This window comes from Paenibacillus favisporus, assembly GCF_040545415.1.
Classification (GTDB): Bacteria; Bacillota; Bacilli; order Paenibacillales; family Paenibacillaceae; genus Paenibacillus_AQ; species Paenibacillus_AQ favisporus.
This window is the reverse complement of sequence record NZ_JBEPLV010000007.1, coordinates 51900-68379: the sequence shown is the minus strand read 5'-3', so window position 1 is coordinate 68379 and position 16480 is coordinate 51900. Positions and strand designations below refer to the sequence as shown.

At 53.3% G+C, this 16480-nt stretch carries 13 protein-coding genes and 1 tRNA gene; 12 read left to right on the top strand and 2 right to left on the bottom strand.

From position 1 onward, the window contains the following. Positions 1–360: 360 nt before the first annotated feature. The 5 genes from ABID47_RS26620 to ABID47_RS26600 all read left to right on the top strand — a co-directional run bounded on the left by ABID47_RS26620 (position 361) and on the right by ABID47_RS26600 (position 6964). On the top strand, positions 361–2190 hold the full coding sequence (locus ABID47_RS26620; RefSeq protein ID WP_354501309.1) for a sensor histidine kinase: 1830 nt from the start codon (positions 361–363) through the stop codon (positions 2188–2190). Next, positions 2171–3745 (top strand): response regulator transcription factor, encoded by a 1575-nt coding sequence (locus ABID47_RS26615; RefSeq protein WP_354501307.1) that lies wholly within the window; start codon positions 2171–2173, stop codon positions 3743–3745. Before ABID47_RS26620 ends, ABID47_RS26615 begins: the two co-directional genes overlap by 20 nt. 97 nt (positions 3746–3842) lie before the next feature. Beyond that, the gene (locus tag ABID47_RS26610; protein ID WP_354501305.1) at positions 3843–5168 is read left to right on the top strand and encodes an extracellular solute-binding protein; all 1326 of its coding nucleotides are present in this window, start codon (positions 3843–3845) and stop codon (positions 5166–5168) included. 30 nt (positions 5169–5198) lie between these two features. Then, positions 5199–6074, top strand: a complete 876-nt coding sequence (locus ABID47_RS26605) for a carbohydrate ABC transporter permease (protein ID WP_354501303.1) — start codon at positions 5199–5201, stop codon at positions 6072–6074. Positions 6075–6091: 17 nt separating this feature from the next. Beyond that, the gene (locus ABID47_RS26600) at positions 6092–6964 is read left to right on the top strand and encodes a carbohydrate ABC transporter permease (protein ID WP_354501301.1); all 873 of its coding nucleotides are present in this window, start codon (positions 6092–6094) and stop codon (positions 6962–6964) included. A gap of 96 nt (positions 6965–7060) precedes the next feature. Here ABID47_RS26600 and ABID47_RS26595 read toward each other — a convergent pair whose 3' ends face one another. After that, the gene (locus ABID47_RS26595; RefSeq protein ID WP_105446150.1) at positions 7061–7879 is read right to left on the bottom strand and encodes a helix-turn-helix domain-containing protein; all 819 of its coding nucleotides are present in this window, start codon (positions 7877–7879) and stop codon (positions 7061–7063) included. Between the two features lie 138 nt (positions 7880–8017). Here ABID47_RS26595 and ABID47_RS26590 point away from each other — a divergent pair, with 138 nt between their 5' ends. After that, positions 8018–8791: a sugar phosphate isomerase/epimerase family protein gene (locus ABID47_RS26590; protein WP_116234211.1), complete on the top strand. Its 774-nt coding sequence runs from the start codon at positions 8018–8020 to the stop codon at positions 8789–8791. Between the two features lie 41 nt (positions 8792–8832). After that, positions 8833–9852 carry a Gfo/Idh/MocA family protein gene (locus tag ABID47_RS26585; RefSeq protein ID WP_076174298.1) on the top strand — a complete coding sequence of 340 codons (1020 nt, stop codon included), beginning with the start codon at positions 8833–8835 and terminating at the stop codon, positions 9850–9852. 430 nt (positions 9853–10282) lie between these two features. On the opposite strand, the gene ABID47_RS26580 is transcribed toward ABID47_RS26585, so the two are convergent. Then, a tRNA-Arg gene (locus tag ABID47_RS26580) sits at positions 10283–10356 on the bottom strand. Between the two features lie 261 nt (positions 10357–10617). Here ABID47_RS26580 and ABID47_RS26575 point away from each other — a divergent pair. From ABID47_RS26575 to ispG, 5 genes are all read left to right on the top strand, one after another. After that, on the top strand, positions 10618–11559 hold the full coding sequence (locus ABID47_RS26575) for a hypothetical protein (protein ID WP_354501941.1): 942 nt from the start codon (positions 10618–10620) through the stop codon (positions 11557–11559). Between the two features lie 141 nt (positions 11560–11700). Then, positions 11701–13029, top strand: a complete 1329-nt coding sequence (gene tig, locus ABID47_RS26570; protein ID WP_354501299.1) for a trigger factor — start codon at positions 11701–11703, stop codon at positions 13027–13029. A 334-nt stretch (positions 13030–13363) separates the two neighbouring features. Further along, a complete protein-coding gene (gene clpP, locus ABID47_RS26565) occupies positions 13364–13954 on the top strand; it encodes an ATP-dependent Clp endopeptidase proteolytic subunit ClpP (protein ID WP_076174335.1) in 591 nt (196 codons plus the stop codon). Between the two features lie 12 nt (positions 13955–13966). After that, the gene (gene clpX, locus ABID47_RS26560) at positions 13967–15223 is read left to right on the top strand and encodes an ATP-dependent protease ATP-binding subunit ClpX (protein WP_076174338.1); all 1257 of its coding nucleotides are present in this window, start codon (positions 13967–13969) and stop codon (positions 15221–15223) included. A gap of 116 nt (positions 15224–15339) precedes the next feature. Next, a complete protein-coding gene (gene ispG, locus ABID47_RS26555) occupies positions 15340–16437 on the top strand; it encodes a flavodoxin-dependent (E)-4-hydroxy-3-methylbut-2-enyl-diphosphate synthase (protein WP_076174340.1) in 1098 nt (365 codons plus the stop codon). The last annotated feature ends 43 nt before the right edge of the window (positions 16438–16480 follow it).

Genomic DNA, 16480 nt, shown 5'->3' with positions numbered 1-16480 from the left:
GAGGCCGGCTGAGCCGGATGTATAGAAACGGGGAGAGAGCGATGCTCTTTCCCCGTTTTATTTTGCAAACAGGAAAACGAGGCTTCCAGCGTAACGGGATCGGATCATAACTGTAGTAACGGCGTTCCTCCGGGCGCAGGCTCTGACGCGTGAAATACTCCCTCAACCGACGAGTTTTTAGAGGCGAAACGGATTCTACTGCGACTTTTTAACCATTTACTTAAGACCTAGTGATCTTCTAAGATAGTGAATAAACCTAACATGAATCTCTGTAATAAAACCAATTGGTTTATTGGCAAGCGTTTTCAATGTTATGTAATATTACATAATCATTTCATAGACCGACGTAGGAGGGATCATATGCAGCATTGGTTCGGAACATCCTTGAAGCATAAGCTGTCTCTGCTCACTATTCTGGCCGCGCTGGTTCCGCTGCTGTTCCTCGGCATTTTCTCCTACAAAATGGCCGAGAGCCTGACCGAGGAAAAAGCCAAAACCTCCGGGATGAACAATCTCAGGCAGCTGGATGTCTATCTGGAGACGATGGTCAAGGACGTTGAGAACATTTCGCTTTTTCTGATCGGCAACGAAGGCGTGCAGTCTTATTTAAAAAGCTCCGAAAGCAATTATGTGCAGCAGACCGCCGTCATCAACTTTCTGACAAGCCTCGCCTTTTCCAAAGATTATATCGCGAACATCATCGTCGAGCCGCTTGGGGCCAAGGACTCGATCTCCTACAAGTCGCTGGTGCGGTCGGAGTTCCGGGATGTCACGGAGAGGGATCCTGGTTTTTATGCCGAGCATCCCAAATGGTGGTCTTCGGTCCACCGGCAGTGGACCTTTGAAGGGGTGAGAAAGATGATCACGCTGGCAAGACCGATCCGCAGCACTGATAAATACAAGCCGATCGGAAACCTGCAGATCAATCTGGATCAGGGGGTCATCGCCAGCCAGGTCCGGCAGGTGGCATTGGAAAAAACGGGCTTCGTGCTGCTGCTGGACGAGAACAACCGGATTCTCGCAGGCCCCCCGGATATGGAAACGAATCTTGCGCTCGACGCTTATTATCCTTCGATTGGCCCTTTTGAGGGACAGAGCGGGGATTTGGTCTACGGGCAGGGGAGCGGCAAGAAGACGATTTTATATAAAAAGATGTCCAGCGTGGGCTGGAAGCTGGTGGGGATCATACCGGCTGCGGAATACAGCTCGCAAAACCAGTATTTTCTAAGGCTTACGGCTATCGCTGTCACCGCTGCGATCCTATTTGTCATCATTCTGGTTCTTTTTCTGATTCAAAAAATTACTAACCCGCTCTCCGCGCTCACCAAATTCCTCAGAAACGCCAGGCCGGAAGAACCTCTGCCTGCACTGCCGGTCAAAACGATAGACGAGGTAGGTCAGCTGATCATCAGCTATAACCGGCTTACTTCGCGGATCGTGAAGCTCACCGATGAGGTCAAGCGCAATGAATCACTGAAGAAGGAAGCCGATATGCATGCGCTGCAGGTGCAGATTAACCCGCATTTTTTGTATAACACCCTCTCCTCGGTGCAATGGCTGGCGCTGATGAATCAGGACGGTGCCAAGATCGCCGAGATGGTCGGCTCGCTGAGTGATTTTCTGCGGTTCAGCTTAAATGCCGGCCAGGAATACTGCACGGTGCTGCAGGAGATCACGCATGTCCGTCATTACATGAATATCCAGTCGATCCGGTATCCCGACAAATTCGATTTTCGGGTCGATGCGGCTGAGAGTTTGCACCATCTAACGATGCTTAAGCTGCTGCTTCAGCCGCTGGTGGAGAATGCGATCCTTCACGGCCTGCTCGGCCGAGACGGGCGGGGCATGATCCGGATCGCGGTGGAGCGCAGCGGGGGGTTCCTCGATTTCGCCGTTGAGGACGACGGGATCGGAATGCCCGAAGAGAGGCTTCAGTGGCTCCGGAACCGGCTGGCGGAGCATCCGGCGGCCTACGGGCAGGAGCCTGACGCCCGCGGGAGCTACGGGCTGCGCAATGTCAACAAGCGGCTGGCGCTGCATTACGGCAGGGATGCCGGACTTGAGGTAGAGAGTGTGGAAGGAGCGGGCACGCGGATTACATTCAGGATCCCGATCGTGCAGGAGCCAAAGGAATGGACTCGGGAACAATCAAGCAAAGGGGAGAACCAAGATGAAGGTTATGATCGTTGATGACGAAGTGATTATCCGAAACGGGCTAAGCACGGTGGTCAATTGGGAGGAGAACGGTTTTACGGTGCTAAAGCCGGCCGCTTCCGCCGAAGAAGCGCTGCAGCGGATTCCGGATGAGCAGCCCGAAATTATATTTACCGATATCCGGATGACGGGGCTCAGCGGTATCGATATGGCGCGGGAGGTGAAAAAGCAGTTCCCGGATACCGAAATCATCATCATTTCCGGATTCGACGAGTTTGCCTATGCCCAGCAGGCGATGCGCGAAGGAGTCAGCGACTATTTGCTGAAGACGAGCAGACCGGGGGAAATCATCCAGTCCGCGGCCAAGGCCAGGGAGCGGCTGGAGGTTCGCCGGCGGAACGAGGAGGGCGGCAGGGTCCAGCAGACGATCGTGAACCGCGGTTTCTTAAGGAGACTGTTGGCTTCGGGATCCGCACCCGATGCCACGACCGAAGCCGAGTTTTGGGACCGGTTCCCCGACCTTCGGCCCGATGCTGACGGGGGCACGGTGCTCCGGATTTGGCTGCTGTGGGTCCATTCCTCCAGCTCGGGGAAGAGAGGCAGCCGCCCGGACGGCGATGTATACCGCATCGTCGGCAGCTGGCTGGCTGAACGATTGCCATGCGCATGGCTCGAATGGAACGGTGCACTGCTTCTTCTGGTAAAAAGCCGGGGCGAGGACGACTGGAGCCGCATGAGGCCGGTGCTGGGCCATGCGGAGGCTGAGCTGGGCTGCCGGGTCACGGCTGCCGGCGGGCTGCCGTTCACCCAGCTTCAGGACCTGCCCGCCGCCTTAGCTGCCGCAGCGGAGGCCGGCTCCTATGCATGGCTGCTGCGTGCAGAACGGCGCATCCGGTATGAAGAGGTAGTCTCCCGCCGGGGCATCCGGACGGTATGCACGGTGGAGGAAGAAACCGAGCTGTTTGCCCTGCTCCGGGCGGGCGACACGTCCCGCCTGCAGTCCTGGATTACGGATTTGCTTGAACGGATCATACTGGACCCCGAGGCTACGCCAGGATCGATGCAGGCTTACCTTCATTCCATTCTTGTTTCGGCCCGTCGGTGGCTGGAGCGGGCTGCCGCTTCGATCGGTTACTCCAGTCCGCTTCCTTCAGGGACTCCATTCGATATCTACGAGCTGGCCAAGTGGCCAGAACGAATCATGGTTCATGAATTGAAACAGATCATGCAGCAGTACAGGGGGATGGTATCGGCGTCCAGTCCGGTAGAACGGGCCATTGCTTACATTCACGACCACTTGGACCAAAGCCTGTCGCTGCAGCAGGTGGCGAAGCACGTCCATATGAACCCGAACTATTTCAGCGAGTTGTTCAAGCGGGAGACCGGCCGCAACTATCTCGAATACGTCACGCAGGCGAAACTTCGCAAGGCGATGAGGCTCCTGCGGGAAACGCCGGCCAAAATCAGCGAGGTCGCCGGCGAGATCGGTTACGAAGACCTGAAGTATTTTAATCGCCTGTTCAAGAAATTCACCGGTCTGACCCCTTCGGAATATCGGGCAAGTGCTGAAGTTTGTCCCTCCCTTGACTGAATTCTATCCCCTGTGGGAGACGTTCATCCTCTTTTATACTTGGGCTAATCATCGCAAGGCTGATTGAACTTAACATTTATATCAGAGGGGGATGACCATGAAAACTACACGCAAATTAGGCATTGTTCTGCTGCTCATGACGATGCTCCTTGCTGCCTGCGGCAGCGGCGAGAGCGGCAAGCAGGCAGAGGGAAGCGCGGACGGTCAGGAGAAAGTGAAAATGACGATCTGGCACAATTTTGCAGGGGATGATTTGCGGGCCAAATCGGTCCGGAGCTTCATCGAGCAGTTCGCCAAAGACCATCCGGAGGTAGAGCTCGACGCCCAGGCCATCCCGCCTGACGGTTACCGCCAGCGACTGAGCACGGTTGCCGCAGCGAATGAGATGCCGGACGTATTTTTCGTCTACGCGGGCAGCCAGTCCTCCGAGCTGTATCAGGCCAAGCTGCTTCAGCCGATTACGGAGGTGCTTGACGCGCATTCGGATTGGAAAGACAAGTTCCTGCCGGGCGCTTTTGAACCGTATGAGTTCGAGCAAGGACAGATCTATTCGGCTCCGCTGGGCATGTCGGCCACCTCAATCCTGTACTATAACAAGGCCTTGTTCGAAAAAAACAACGTCAAAGTTCCGACCACGTGGGATGAGATGATGACGGCCGTCACCGCATTTAACGCCAAGGGCATCACCCCGATTGCGCTGGGCAACAAAGCCCCGTGGGTAGCGCAGTCCACGATTCTCGGTTCGCTCGCCGACCGGGTAACGGGAACGGAATGGTTCAAGAACGCCGCTGCGCAGAAAGGGGCCAAATTCACTGATCCGGAATTCATCCAGGCGCTAGGTCATTTTAAGGAGCTGGTGGATCACAAGGCGTTCCAGGACGGCGCCAACAGCATCGACAATACGCAGGCTGAGCAGTATTTCATACAGGGGAACGCGGCGATGATGATCAGCGGCGCCTGGACGCTCACGAACCTGGCGGCATCCTCTACGGAAGATCAGATGAAGGATATCGAAGTGACGGTGCTGCCGCCAATCCCTGGAGGGAAAGGGAAGGCAGGCACGATTTCCGGCGGTGCCGGCGGCGGACTTGCGCTCAGCAGCCGGACGGAAGGCAAAGCAAGGGAATTGGCGTTGGAGCTGATTTATGCGGTCAGCGGACCGGATGCCCAGAAAGCGATCGCCGAGAGCAACTCCATGGTGATGTACGACACCGATATCGACAAGTCTAAGGTGACTTCCCTCTATTATAAAGCCTTCAACCTCGTCAAATCGACCGAAGTTACGCCGGTCTATGATGCTTATTTGTCGGCTGAAGCGGCCGAGGTCATTAATAACGGCCTTCAGGAAATCATGATGGGCGGCTCCGTAGAAGGCGTCGCACAGAAGCTGCAGGACGCGCAGGCCCGGTCGGCCACGCCTTAATGACGGACATGAGAAAGGGAGGAAGCTGCCATGCCAACAGCGATGCGAAGTAAAGGATTCATAGCGCTAGCTCTTCTTCCGGCGCTCCTGCTGTTTTTGATCTTCGTCATTATTCCGGTGTTCTGGTCGGCGTATTACGGGTTTTTCAGCTGGAAAGGCTTTGGCGACGCCAAATTCATCGGGCTGGACAATTATAAGGAGATGTTCCGGGATCCGATTTTCTGGCGGGCGCTGCGCAACAATCTGATCTTGGTCGTATCGTCGATTGTCGGCCAGGTTCCGGTCGCGCTCGTTTTGGCCATCGTATTGTTCAAGAACTCGCTGTTCTCCCGGTTTGTCCGTTCGGCCGTTTTTATGCCGATGGTGCTGTCAACCGTTGTAGTCGGCCTCATCTGGGGATACATTTATCACCCGCAGTTCGGGGTTGCGAACCATGTGCTGGATCTGCTCGGCCTCCACTCCTGGACCCGGGCCTGGCTGTCCGACCCGAAGGTCAACATGCTGGCCATATCCATTCCCATCAACTGGGCGAACATCGGCCCTTACCTGGTTATTTTCGTCGCAGCGCTGCAAAATATTTCACCCGAAATCCACGACGCGGCCAAAATTGACGGCTCCTCCGGCTGGAACAAGCTGATTCACGTCACTCTCCCCATCATTTGGGGGACGGTGGTCGTCACGATCGTACTATGCATCTCCGGAAGCCTGAAAGCCTTCGACCATGTCATCGTCATGACAGGCGGGGGGCCGGCGCGGTCAACCGAGCTGCTGGCGACGTACATGTACAACAGCACGTTCAGCGTTTACCGGTACGGTTACGGCTCGGCCGTGTCCACCATGATCATGATCGTCAGCGCAGTGCTGATCGCCTTGAACTATTTGGCGACACGCCGTAAAAGCAGCTGAGGGGAGGAGGAGCAAGGATGAATGCATCGATTACGGCCGCTTCCCGGAGCGGCACGGGCAAAAGAGCCGTCTTCAAAGGGCTGGCCGGCTTCGGCAAGCTGATCCTGCTGGCGTATGCCGTCGTTACGCTGTATCCGCTGTACTGGTTGTTTACGAGCGCTTTTAAAACAAACCAGGATTTCTTTGCCAATCCGTATGGACTGCCGAAACAGTGGATGGCTGAAAACCTGGTAAGGGCGTGGGATCTGGGGAATATGGGAAGGGCGATGCTGAACTCCGCGGTCGTGACGGTCTCGGCGGTCATCCTGACCGTCCTGCTCAGCGTGCTTGCGGGGTATGTGCTGTCGAGATTTTCGTTCCCGTTTAAAAAAGTCGTCGTCGTGCTGTTTACGATGGGTCTTCTGATTCCGATCCACAGCACGCTGGTTCCCTTGTTTATCATGATGAAAAACTTGGGTCTCCTCGACACCTACGGTGCGCTCATTCTGCCCTATACAGCGTTTGAGCTGCCGATCGCCGTGTTTCTGTCCATGGCCTACATGTCCTCGATTCCGAAAGAGATTGAAGAGGCGGCGATGATCGACGGCAGCGGATGGTGGGGAATATTCGGCAGGATGATCCTGCCGCTCTGCACGCCGATCGTGGCGACGATTTCGATTCTGGCGTTTCTGCGGTTCTGGAACGACTTTTCCTTTGCGCTCGTCTTTATCAACACGCAGGCGCTGAAGACGCTGCCTCTCAGCCTGTCCCTCTTCTCGGACGGTTTCGGCACAGATTACAGCTTGACGATGGGGGCGATGGCCATCGCGGTGCTTCCAACGATCGTCATCTATCTGATCCTTCAGGAGAAAATCATGAAGGGCATGGTGGCCGGCTCCACCAAAGGATAGGGTGGATGCTCAATGATCGAAAACAATCTGCTCGCGTAAAATCAGGCAATCCGTCAACGGTTCATACCGGGCGGGTTGCTTTTTGGTTATGACCGTTTATTTGTCCGGCTGTGGCTTGGCATCAGGCGCGAAGCTCTCCCTGTATTGGGCCGGCGACATCCCGTAGGTGCTGCGGAACACGCGGTGATAGTAAGAATAACTGGCAAAACCGCAGGTTTCAGCGATCTCCTCCTGGGTCATGGTGCTGTATTTCATCCGTTCGATGGCGGCGTTCAGCCGGATTTCCAAGGCGTATTGGATCATCGTTTTGCCATATTGCTCCTTGAAGATTTTCACGGCTCTGGACAGGCTCAGCCCGACATGGGCGGCGGCTTCTTCCAATTTAAAGGTAACGGTGGCATGCTCCTCAACAAAACGCTTCAGCCTCAGCGCGGTATACGCGGTGCGGTTCGCCGGCTTCGTCTCCGTGATGGCCCGGTCCAGGCAAAGGCACAAGCTTCGCAGCAGGTAACCGGTGAGCTCCACGTTCTCCCCCTCCAGGCCGCGCCTTTTTTCTAGCAGCAGCTGCCTCCACAGACCGAGCAGGCGATCGTCGCTGCCAATCCGGCTGACGACCGGCCGGCTCATCCGGCTCCACCAGGCATCGATCCAGCCGCCTTCGCAAAACAGAAAATAATCCCCGCTCGAGACGCGTCCCCCGCCGGCATCTTCATGCACCATAAGCTCGTATTCGTCTCCCGGTTTCAGCAGCAGCAGGTCCCCGCCTTCGACATGGTAATCGGTGCCGTTGCAGAATACGGTGCAGGATCCTTCCGTCTGCAGCCGGAACAGATAGGTCGTCAAGCCCGCGCGGTGGCTGTTGCTGAACTGCTGGAAATGGTAGGAGTAATCGCAAATCAGCAGTCTGGCTTCCATCAAGTGCTCCCCTTTCTCAAAAAAACAAGCAAATAGTTCATGTTGCAATCATATTGTTTATGTTCATTTTAGCTTACTTGCATGTATGATAGTAGCAGATAGAGCAATCATTTTATTGGGAAACGAGGTGCCCTTTTTATGAAAAAATTGAACATTGGCTTGCAATTGTATACGCTTCGTGATGAAACGGCTAAGGATTTCCGAGGAACGCTTCGCAAAGTGGCTGAGCTTGGGTATGAAGGTGTGGAGTTTGCCGGATACGGTGACATTCCTGCTGAAGAAATGAAAACGCTTCTTCAAGAGCTCGGTCTTCAAGCGATCGGCGCTCATGTGGGCCTGCATCTGCTTCGGGCCGACCTGCAGAAAGAGATCGATTACCTGAAAACGATCGGCGCGACAACCATGATGTGTCCTTACGTTGCACCGGAAGACCGGGAGAACATCGAGCAGTGGAAGGAACTGTTTGCTTTCCTGGAGGAAGTGGGTACCGAGGCGCGCAAACAAGGATTGACCTTCGGATATCACAACCACGATTTTGAATTCGCGGACAAGATTGACGGCGAGTTTGTATTCGACGCCATGTATTCCTCCACTTCGCCTGAAGCCGTTCAAGTGGAAATGGACGTATGCTGGGTACAGTTTGCCGGACAGGATCCGCTCACCTATATCCCAAAATATGCCGGACGCCTGCCGCTCCTTCACCTGAAGGACTTCAGCAGGGATGCCGAAGGCAACATGAAGACGCTTGAGCTTGGTCAAGGGGACGTGAATTTGCCGGGCGTCATTCAGGCCGCTACCGATGCTGGTACGCAGTGGCTGATCGTCGAGCAGGACGTGTGCCAGAATCCTCCGCTGCAAAGCGTGGAGAACAGCATGAACTGGCTGAAACAGAACTACCTGAACCAATTTTAATTTAATGAAGATCAGAGCCGAAGAAAGGGAGATTTGTATCCATGAGTAAAATTAGAGTAGCGGTTTTTGGCTGCGGCGCCATCGCCCAGCGCAGACATATTCCTGAATACGCAGCGAACCCGAATGTGGAACTGGTTGCTTTCGCGGATCCGCTCAAGGAGCGCGCTGAAGAAGTGGCGGCACAGTATGGTGCCAAAGCATACACCGACTACAAGGAACTGCTGAAGAACGAGAAGCTTGACGCCGTCAGCGTATGTACGCCGAACTACCTTCACGCTTCGATGAGCATCGATGCAGCGAATGCCGGGCTGCACGTCCTGGTGGAAAAGCCGATGGCGACCACGAAGGAAGAAGGGGAGCAGATGATCGAAGCGGCCCGCAAAAACGGCGTCTTCCTGATGGTGGGCCACAATCAGCGCCTCATGCCTCCTCACGTGAAGGCAAAAGAAATTCTGGATTCCGGCAAGCTCGGCAGAGTGCTGACGTTCCGCACGTCTTTCGGCCACGGCGGTCCGGAAAGCTGGAGCGTCGACGGACGCGACAGCTGGTTCTTCCGCAAAGATGAAGCGATCATGGGCGCTATGGGCGACCTCGGCGTGCACAAATCCGACTTCATCCGCTATTTGCTGAACGATGAAATCGTGGAAGTCGCCGGCTTTATCGGTACCGTACATAAAGAAGGTACGGACGTAGACGACAATGCGACCTGCATCGTGCGCATGAAGAGCGGAGCTGTGGGCACGCTGATGGCGAGCTGGACGCACTACCGTTCCGGCGACAACGGTACGGTGCTCTGGTGCGAAAACGGCTGCATGAAGATCGGAACCGTTGAAGGCGACGAGGTTATCGTCGAGCTGACCAACGGCACTGTGGAAACGTACAAGGTCGGCGCCATGGCGACGAACGAAAAGCAAGTACCGAGCGGCGTCATCGACGCGTTCGTGGAATCGATCCTGACCAACACGCCGCCGCAAATTTCCGGCGAAGAAGGTCTGCGCTCCCTGAATGTCATCCTGGGCGCGTTTGAATCGCAGGACACAGGCAAAATCGTGAAGCTGTAACAAGCATGGAATAGAGAGGACCTTGGGGTAAAACTTGGGGTCCTCTTTTTTGTGTTCAGGTGAGCGAATGGGTGGCGAAAGAGGAGATTATCGGTGCGTATGCTCCGACGAACCCCTTGAGGGGTTCTCATCCCTATGGACGCAAAAACACGTCCCAGCTCGGGATACCGCCCTAACGGGCGGACTGCGAAGCTGATGCTACCGAAGCGTATGCTCCGACGAACCCCCTAAGGGGTTCTCAATTCCCTCGTGGAACTAAAAAAAGCTCTCCAATAAGGAGAGCTTTCTTACGTCCCAGCTCGGGATACCGCCCTAACGGGCGGACTGCGAAGCGGATGCTATCGAAGCTTATGCTCCGACGAACCGCCTAAGGGGTTCTCATAACCCCTCCTGGAACTAAAAAAGCTCTCCAATAAGGAGAGCTTCTATACGTCCCAGGAGGGATTCGAACCCCCGACCGACGGCTTAGAAGGCCGTTGCTCTATCCAGCTGAGCTACTGGGACATGAAAAAATTCAAGCAAGAAAGATCATAACATATATTTTTGATAATATCAATATGTTTTTCTTTCCTTTCTCATAGTCCCCCTCATCTGTTCTTAGGGCAAGATAAAAAAGTTGTTTCAATCCCCGTTTATATTATTAATGGTTTCTATACGTTTTTCATAGAACGAATGGATTCCCCGTCCATTCACATGTTTTTTTTCAAGTTGAAAGAGGTATGCTATAATCAACAATTATTTGCACAAGCACGGGGAAAGGAGGGAATACATATTAAAGAACATATTTCCCCAGCGAAGGACAACGTCATTCTTTTTCCAAAGACGCTCGACTTCTATCAGATTCAGCTGACCGTCATGCTGGAAAATGAACGGTACGGGGAAGCGATGGAGCTTTTGCGTTTCCTGCTGCAGTGCCAAGGGCAGGATGAGAGGCATTATGAAGAATGGCAGGCGCTTCTGGAATGGCTGGAAGCCGCTTTTCCACAATATATGAATCACGGCGGCGGGCAGGGTGCAGGCTTGGACTCTTATGAGCATGAGGAGGAGCCCGACGAGGAAGAAATGAAACGGCAGAACGTGCGGGCCAAGCTGGCCGAAGACCAGCATTACGCAGACAAGCTGTTGCACACCGCCATGGAAGAGCCTTTATCGGAGCAGACCATGCTCGCTCTCGAGCAGCTGTCCTATCTGGAAGGCTCGGATATCGACGACAAGCTGGTGGGGTGGCTGATGCAGGCTCGCCTTCATCCGCTGCTGCAGTTCAGGGTGCTTCAAACGCTGCGCAAGCGCGGTATGCAGGGCACGGTGCAGTTTAAGCGCGGACAGGAGCAGGTAAGCGTCGATATGGAGACGGTGCCTTTGACGCCTGAGGAGTTTCCGCCGCAGGTGGCAATGGTAACGGAGCGCGTGGCTGCGCAGACCGAAGTGCAGGAGCCGACGCTGTATTATTTTGCTCAAGAGCTGTGGTCGCAGTTTATTATGGCGATCTACGGGACGGAGGATTACCGTTCGATCCTTGACGAGGACGACACGACGATCGACATCTGGGCGGCTGCCCTGCATCAGATCGTCACCGAGAGCCTCACAGGCAGCCGCAACGAAGAGGAGTCCCGGGCGATGTACGGGATCACGGACACGATGCGCTTCCGTTTTGAGCAGGCTTATCGAAGCTTCAGGCAGTTCGTGTCGGCCGGTATGCAAGAGTAGGCGATCGGAAACGTTTACCTGAAGAGTTGCCAAGGGCTTGCCCTTGAAAAACACGGCAATGTTGTTTATACTATAATGGTTATTCTGTGCGTGCTGATAACTTAAGTACATGTGAATTATTTTTGGAGGGGAAAGCATAAAATGAAAGCAACCTGGGAAAAAATAGAGAAGAACCTTGGCGTTCTTGAAGTCGAAGTGGAAGCAGACCGTGTAGCTGCAGCCCTCGACAAAGCTTTTAATAAAGTAGCAAAAAAGGCTAACGTGCCTGGTTTCCGTAAAGGTAAAGTGCCTCGGCCGATCTTCGAAGCCCGTTATGGCGTCGAAGCTCTGTATCAAGACGCAATCGACATTTTGCTTCCTGAAGTATACACAGAAGCTGTCGACCAAACTGACATCTTCCCTGTAGACCGTCCTGAAGTGGAAATTGACCAATTCGCGAAAGGCGAAGTGTTCAAATTCAAAGCGAAAGTAACGGTTAAGCCTGAAGTAACTTTGGGCGAATACAAAGGCGTGGAAGTTCCGGTACAAAAGGTTGAAGTTTCGGACGAAGAGCTTGACGCTGAACTGAAGCGTCTGCAAGAACGTCATGCCGAACTGTCGGTTATCGACGAAGGCTCTGCCGAGAACGGAGACATCGCCGTGATCGACTTCGACGGATCTGTTGACGGCGTTCCTTTTGAAGGCGGACAAGCTGAGCGTTATTCTCTGGAACTGGGAAGCGGCACGTTCATTCCTGGATTTGAAGAGCAGGTTGTCGGCATGGCGACTGGCGACTTCAAAGACGTGGAAGTGACTTTCCCTGAGACATATCATGCAGAAGAACTGGCCGGCAAGAAAGCCGTGTTCAAAGTGAAAGTGCATGAAATCAAGCGCAAACAGCTTCCTGAACTGGACGACGAATTCGCCAAAGACGTAAGTGAATTCGAAACGCTCGCCGAGTACAAGGAAGACCTAAAGAAACAGCTTCTCTCCCGTAAGGAACAAGAAGCCAAAGGTAATAAGGAAGCAGCTGTCGTAGACAAAGTTGCTGCCAACGCCGAGGTGGAAATTCCACAAGCGATGATTGACAGCGAAATTCAAAACATGATGCGTGATTTTGACAACCGTCTGCGCAATCAGGGCATGAACCTTGAAATGTTCCTCAGCTTCTCTGGCCAAACGACGGCTGATCTGCAAGAGCAAATGAAGGACGATGCCGAGAAACGCGTTCGCAACAACCTTGTTCTGGAGCAAATCGCCAAAGAAGAGAACATCGAAGTAACTGAGGAAGACATCAACAAAGAGCTGGAAGTGATGGCTGAATCTTACAAGCGCACGCCTGACGAGATCCGCAACATTCTTACAGCAAACGGTTCGCTGGGAAGCCTGCGCGAAGAAATTTCCCTTCGCAAAACGGTGGATCTCCTGGTTGAGAACAGCAAAGAAGTGGAAGCAGCCGAAGAAACTGCTGAAACTGCTGAAGAAAAATAAGAAGGAAACGGACGCGGTCATCTTCATCTGATCTAAGTGCGGAGGCTGACATAAGGGACCTATAGAGAGATAAGGCACGTATATTCATTTGCGTGCCTTATTTTTAACTAAAAGTATCCATTTATATCTAAATCTTGCATGAAAATGGATGCTTTGTTTCCATACATATTCGATTCAACAGTCCGTTTCGGGTTATAATTGTTAGAAGACTCATACACTGTATTAAATGGTGTGGAGTGAAAAAATGACATCGTGCTTTGAACATGTTAGAATAGTGCTGTAAACTTGATTGAAGCACGCATCACATCTTTTACATGGAAAAGAGGTTGGACACATGAGTCTGATACCTATGGTTGTAGAACAAACCAATAGAGGCGAGAGATCGTACGATATTTACTCCAGATTGCTCAAGGACCGCATTATCTTCCTGAGCAGTGCGATTGATGATGATGTTGCCAATCTCGTCATAGCTCAATTATTGTTCCTGGCTGCGGAGGATCCGGAGAAAGATATTCATTTGTATATCAATTCACCGGGTGGTTCTGTCACAGCGGGGATGGGTATATATGATACGATGCAGTTTATCAAGCCTGATGTATCCACGATTTGCGTTGGTATGGCGGCGAGCATGGGATCTCTGCTGTTGACGGCCGGAGCACCCGGCAAGCGTTTTGCGCTGACGAACAGCGAGGTCATGATTCACCAGCCGCTCGGCGGTGTTCAGGGCCAGGCGTCCGACATCCAAATCCATGCGAGCTGGATTATTAAAACCAGGGAAAAGCTCAATCAAATTTACGTGGAGCGCACGGGTCAGCCCCTTGAAAAAATTGAGCGCGATACGGATCGTGACTTTTTCATGAGCGCGGAGGAAGCGAAAGCATACGGCATAATTGACCAGGTTCTCACTTCACCGATTAAATCTTAAAGGGGTGTTTACATGTTTAAATTTAACGATGAAAAAGGGCAGCTGAAGTGCTCTTTTTGCGGGAAATCCCAGGAGCAAGTGCGCAAGCTTGTTGCTGGCCCCGGTGTCTATATATGTGACGAATGTATCGAGCTCTGCACGGAGATCGTGGAGGAAGAGCTCGGACATGAGGAAGAGCTGGATCTGAAGGATATTCCGAAACCGAAGGAAATCTGCGATATTTTGGACCAGTATATCATCGGTCAAGAACAGGCGAAGAAATCGCTGTCCGTTGCCGTGTACAACCATTACAAACGGATCAATACCGGCAGCAAAATTGAAGACGTAGAGCTTCAGAAGAGTAACATCCTGCTTTTGGGTCCAACCGGTTCGGGTAAGACACTGCTTGCCCAAACGATGGCCAAAATTTTGAACGTTCCGTTCGCCATCGCCGACGCGACTTCCCTTACGGAAGCCGGGTATGTGGGCGAGGACGTAGAGAACATCCTGCTGAAGCTGATTCAAGCAGCCGATTACGACGTGGAAAAAGCCGAACGCGGTATCATCTATATCGACGAAATCGACAAGGTGGCGCGTAAATCCGAGAACCCTTCAATTACCCGTGACGTATCGGGAGAAGGGGTACAGCAGGCGCTGCTGAAAATCCTGGAAGGAACGGTCGCTTCGGTTCCGCCACAAGGCGGGCGCAAGCATCCGCACCAGGAGTTTATCCAAATCGATACGACGAACATCCTGTTTATTTGCGGCGGTGCCTTTGACGGCCTGGAGCAAATGATCAAGCGCCGGATCGGTAAGAAAGTTATCGGCTTTAACGCGGGTACCGACAACCAGAAAGATCTGAAACCGGGTGAATACCTCGGTCTGGTTCTGCCGGAAGACCTGCTGAAATTCGGCCTGATCCCTGAATTCGTGGGACGTCTGCCGATCATTTCGACGCTGGAGCCGCTCGATGAGAAGACGCTGGTGCGTATTCTGTCCGAGCCGAAGAACGCGCTGACGAAGCAGTATCAGAAACTGCTCGAAATGGATAACGTAACGCTGAAATTCGAGCCGGAAGCCCTTGAAGCGATTGCCCGCGAAGCGATCAAACGCAATACGGGTGCCCGCGGACTTCGGGCCATCATTGAAGGCATCATGCTGGACGTAATGTATGAGGTTCCTTCCCGCGAGGATATCAAGGACTGCATCATTACGGAGCAGGTGGTCAAAGAGAAGATGATTCCGGAATTGATCAGCAAAAAAGATAAAAAACAAGAGGAAAGTGCGTAATCTGTTTGTAAAACAGATGCCATTTTCCCAAATTTAGGTGCCGATTCTCCACTTCCGCCCTGCCGCTTGCTTCGCGGGGACGGGGTGGAGTCTTGGCGTTATGGGAGAGAACAATCATGTTTTTGAGACAAGACACACGGCCGGTCAAGGTCGGTAATTTGACGATTGGCGGTAACAACGAAGTCATTATCCAAAGCATGTGTACGACGAAGACCGCTAACGTGGAAGCCACGGTGGCGGAAATCCTTCGGCTCGAAGAAGCTGGCTGCCAGATTGTCCGGGTAACGGTCAACAATGTGGAAGCGGCGGAAGCCATTAAAGAGATCAAAAAACGCATTCATATTCCGCTCGTTGCGGATATTCATTTTAACTACCAGCTGGCGCTGAAAGCCATTGAGAACGGCATCGATAAAGTCCGGATCAACCCCGGCAATATCGGAAGCCGCGAGAAGGTGGAAGCGGTCGTCCGGGCTTGTAAAGAGCGCGGGATTCCGATCCGGATCGGCGTCAATGCCGGTTCGCTCGAAGCTCATCTGCTGGAGAAATACGGGTATCCGACGCCTGAAGCTATGGTAGAAAGTGCCCTTTATCACATAGGCATTTTGGAAGAGCTCGACTTCCATGATATTATCGTGTCTCTGAAAGCCTCCGACGTGCCGATGGCCATCGAAGCTTACCGTAAGGCGGCCGAAGTGATTCCTTATCCGCTGCACCTTGGTATTACCGAATCGGGAACGCTGTTCTCCGGTACGATCAAAAGCTCGGCAGGCATCGGCGCCCTGCTCTCGATGGGTATCGGCAGCACGGTGCGTATTTCCCTGAGTGCAGATCCGGTGGAAGAAGTCAAAGTAGCGCGTGAGCTGCTCAAGACCTTCGGTCTGATCTCGAACGCCGCAACGCTCGTGTCCTGTCCGACCTGCGGGCGGCTGGACATCGACTTGTTCTCCATCGCTAACGAAGTGGAAGCCTACATCTCCCAGCTGAAAGTGCCGATTAAAGTGTCCGTGCTTGGCTGCGCGGTCAACGGTCCGGGCGAAGCGCGTGAAGCGGACATCGGCATCGCCGGTGGTCGCGGCGAAGGACTCCTTTTCCGTTACGGAGAGATGATCCGTAAAGTGCCGGAAGCCGAGATGGTGGACGAATTGAAGAAGGAAATCGACAGCATCGTCAAAGTATACGAAGAAACCGGAACGATTCCGGGGCGCAAACACTAATTTTGCCGCAAGAAGCCGCAGTCCTGCTTATGCAGTGCTGCGG

Excerpts from the sequence above, each read along its gene's own strand:
- ABID47_RS26590 (WP_116234211.1), top strand. The coding sequence starts at position 8,018 with ATGAAAAAATTGAACATTGGCTTGCAATTGTATACGCTTCGTGATGAA.
- ABID47_RS26595 (WP_105446150.1), bottom strand. The coding sequence starts at position 7,879 with ATGGAAGCCAGACTGCTGATTTGCGATTACTCCTACCATTTCCAGCAG.
- clpX (WP_076174338.1), top strand. The coding sequence starts at position 13,967 with ATGTTTAAATTTAACGATGAAAAAGGGCAGCTGAAGTGCTCTTTTTGC.
- ispG (WP_076174340.1), top strand. The coding sequence starts at position 15,340 with ATGTTTTTGAGACAAGACACACGGCCGGTCAAGGTCGGTAATTTGACG.
- tig (WP_354501299.1), top strand. The coding sequence starts at position 11,701 with ATGAAAGCAACCTGGGAAAAAATAGAGAAGAACCTTGGCGTTCTTGAA.
- ABID47_RS26605 (WP_354501303.1), top strand. The coding sequence starts at position 5,199 with ATGCCAACAGCGATGCGAAGTAAAGGATTCATAGCGCTAGCTCTTCTT.
- ABID47_RS26585 (WP_076174298.1), top strand. The coding sequence starts at position 8,833 with ATGAGTAAAATTAGAGTAGCGGTTTTTGGCTGCGGCGCCATCGCCCAG.
- clpP (WP_076174335.1), top strand. The coding sequence starts at position 13,364 with ATGAGTCTGATACCTATGGTTGTAGAACAAACCAATAGAGGCGAGAGA.
- ABID47_RS26600 (WP_354501301.1), top strand. The coding sequence starts at position 6,092 with ATGAATGCATCGATTACGGCCGCTTCCCGGAGCGGCACGGGCAAAAGA.
- ABID47_RS26615 (WP_354501307.1), top strand. The coding sequence starts at position 2,171 with ATGAAGGTTATGATCGTTGATGACGAAGTGATTATCCGAAACGGGCTA.
- ABID47_RS26620 (WP_354501309.1), top strand. The coding sequence starts at position 361 with ATGCAGCATTGGTTCGGAACATCCTTGAAGCATAAGCTGTCTCTGCTC.
- ABID47_RS26610 (WP_354501305.1), top strand. The coding sequence starts at position 3,843 with ATGAAAACTACACGCAAATTAGGCATTGTTCTGCTGCTCATGACGATG.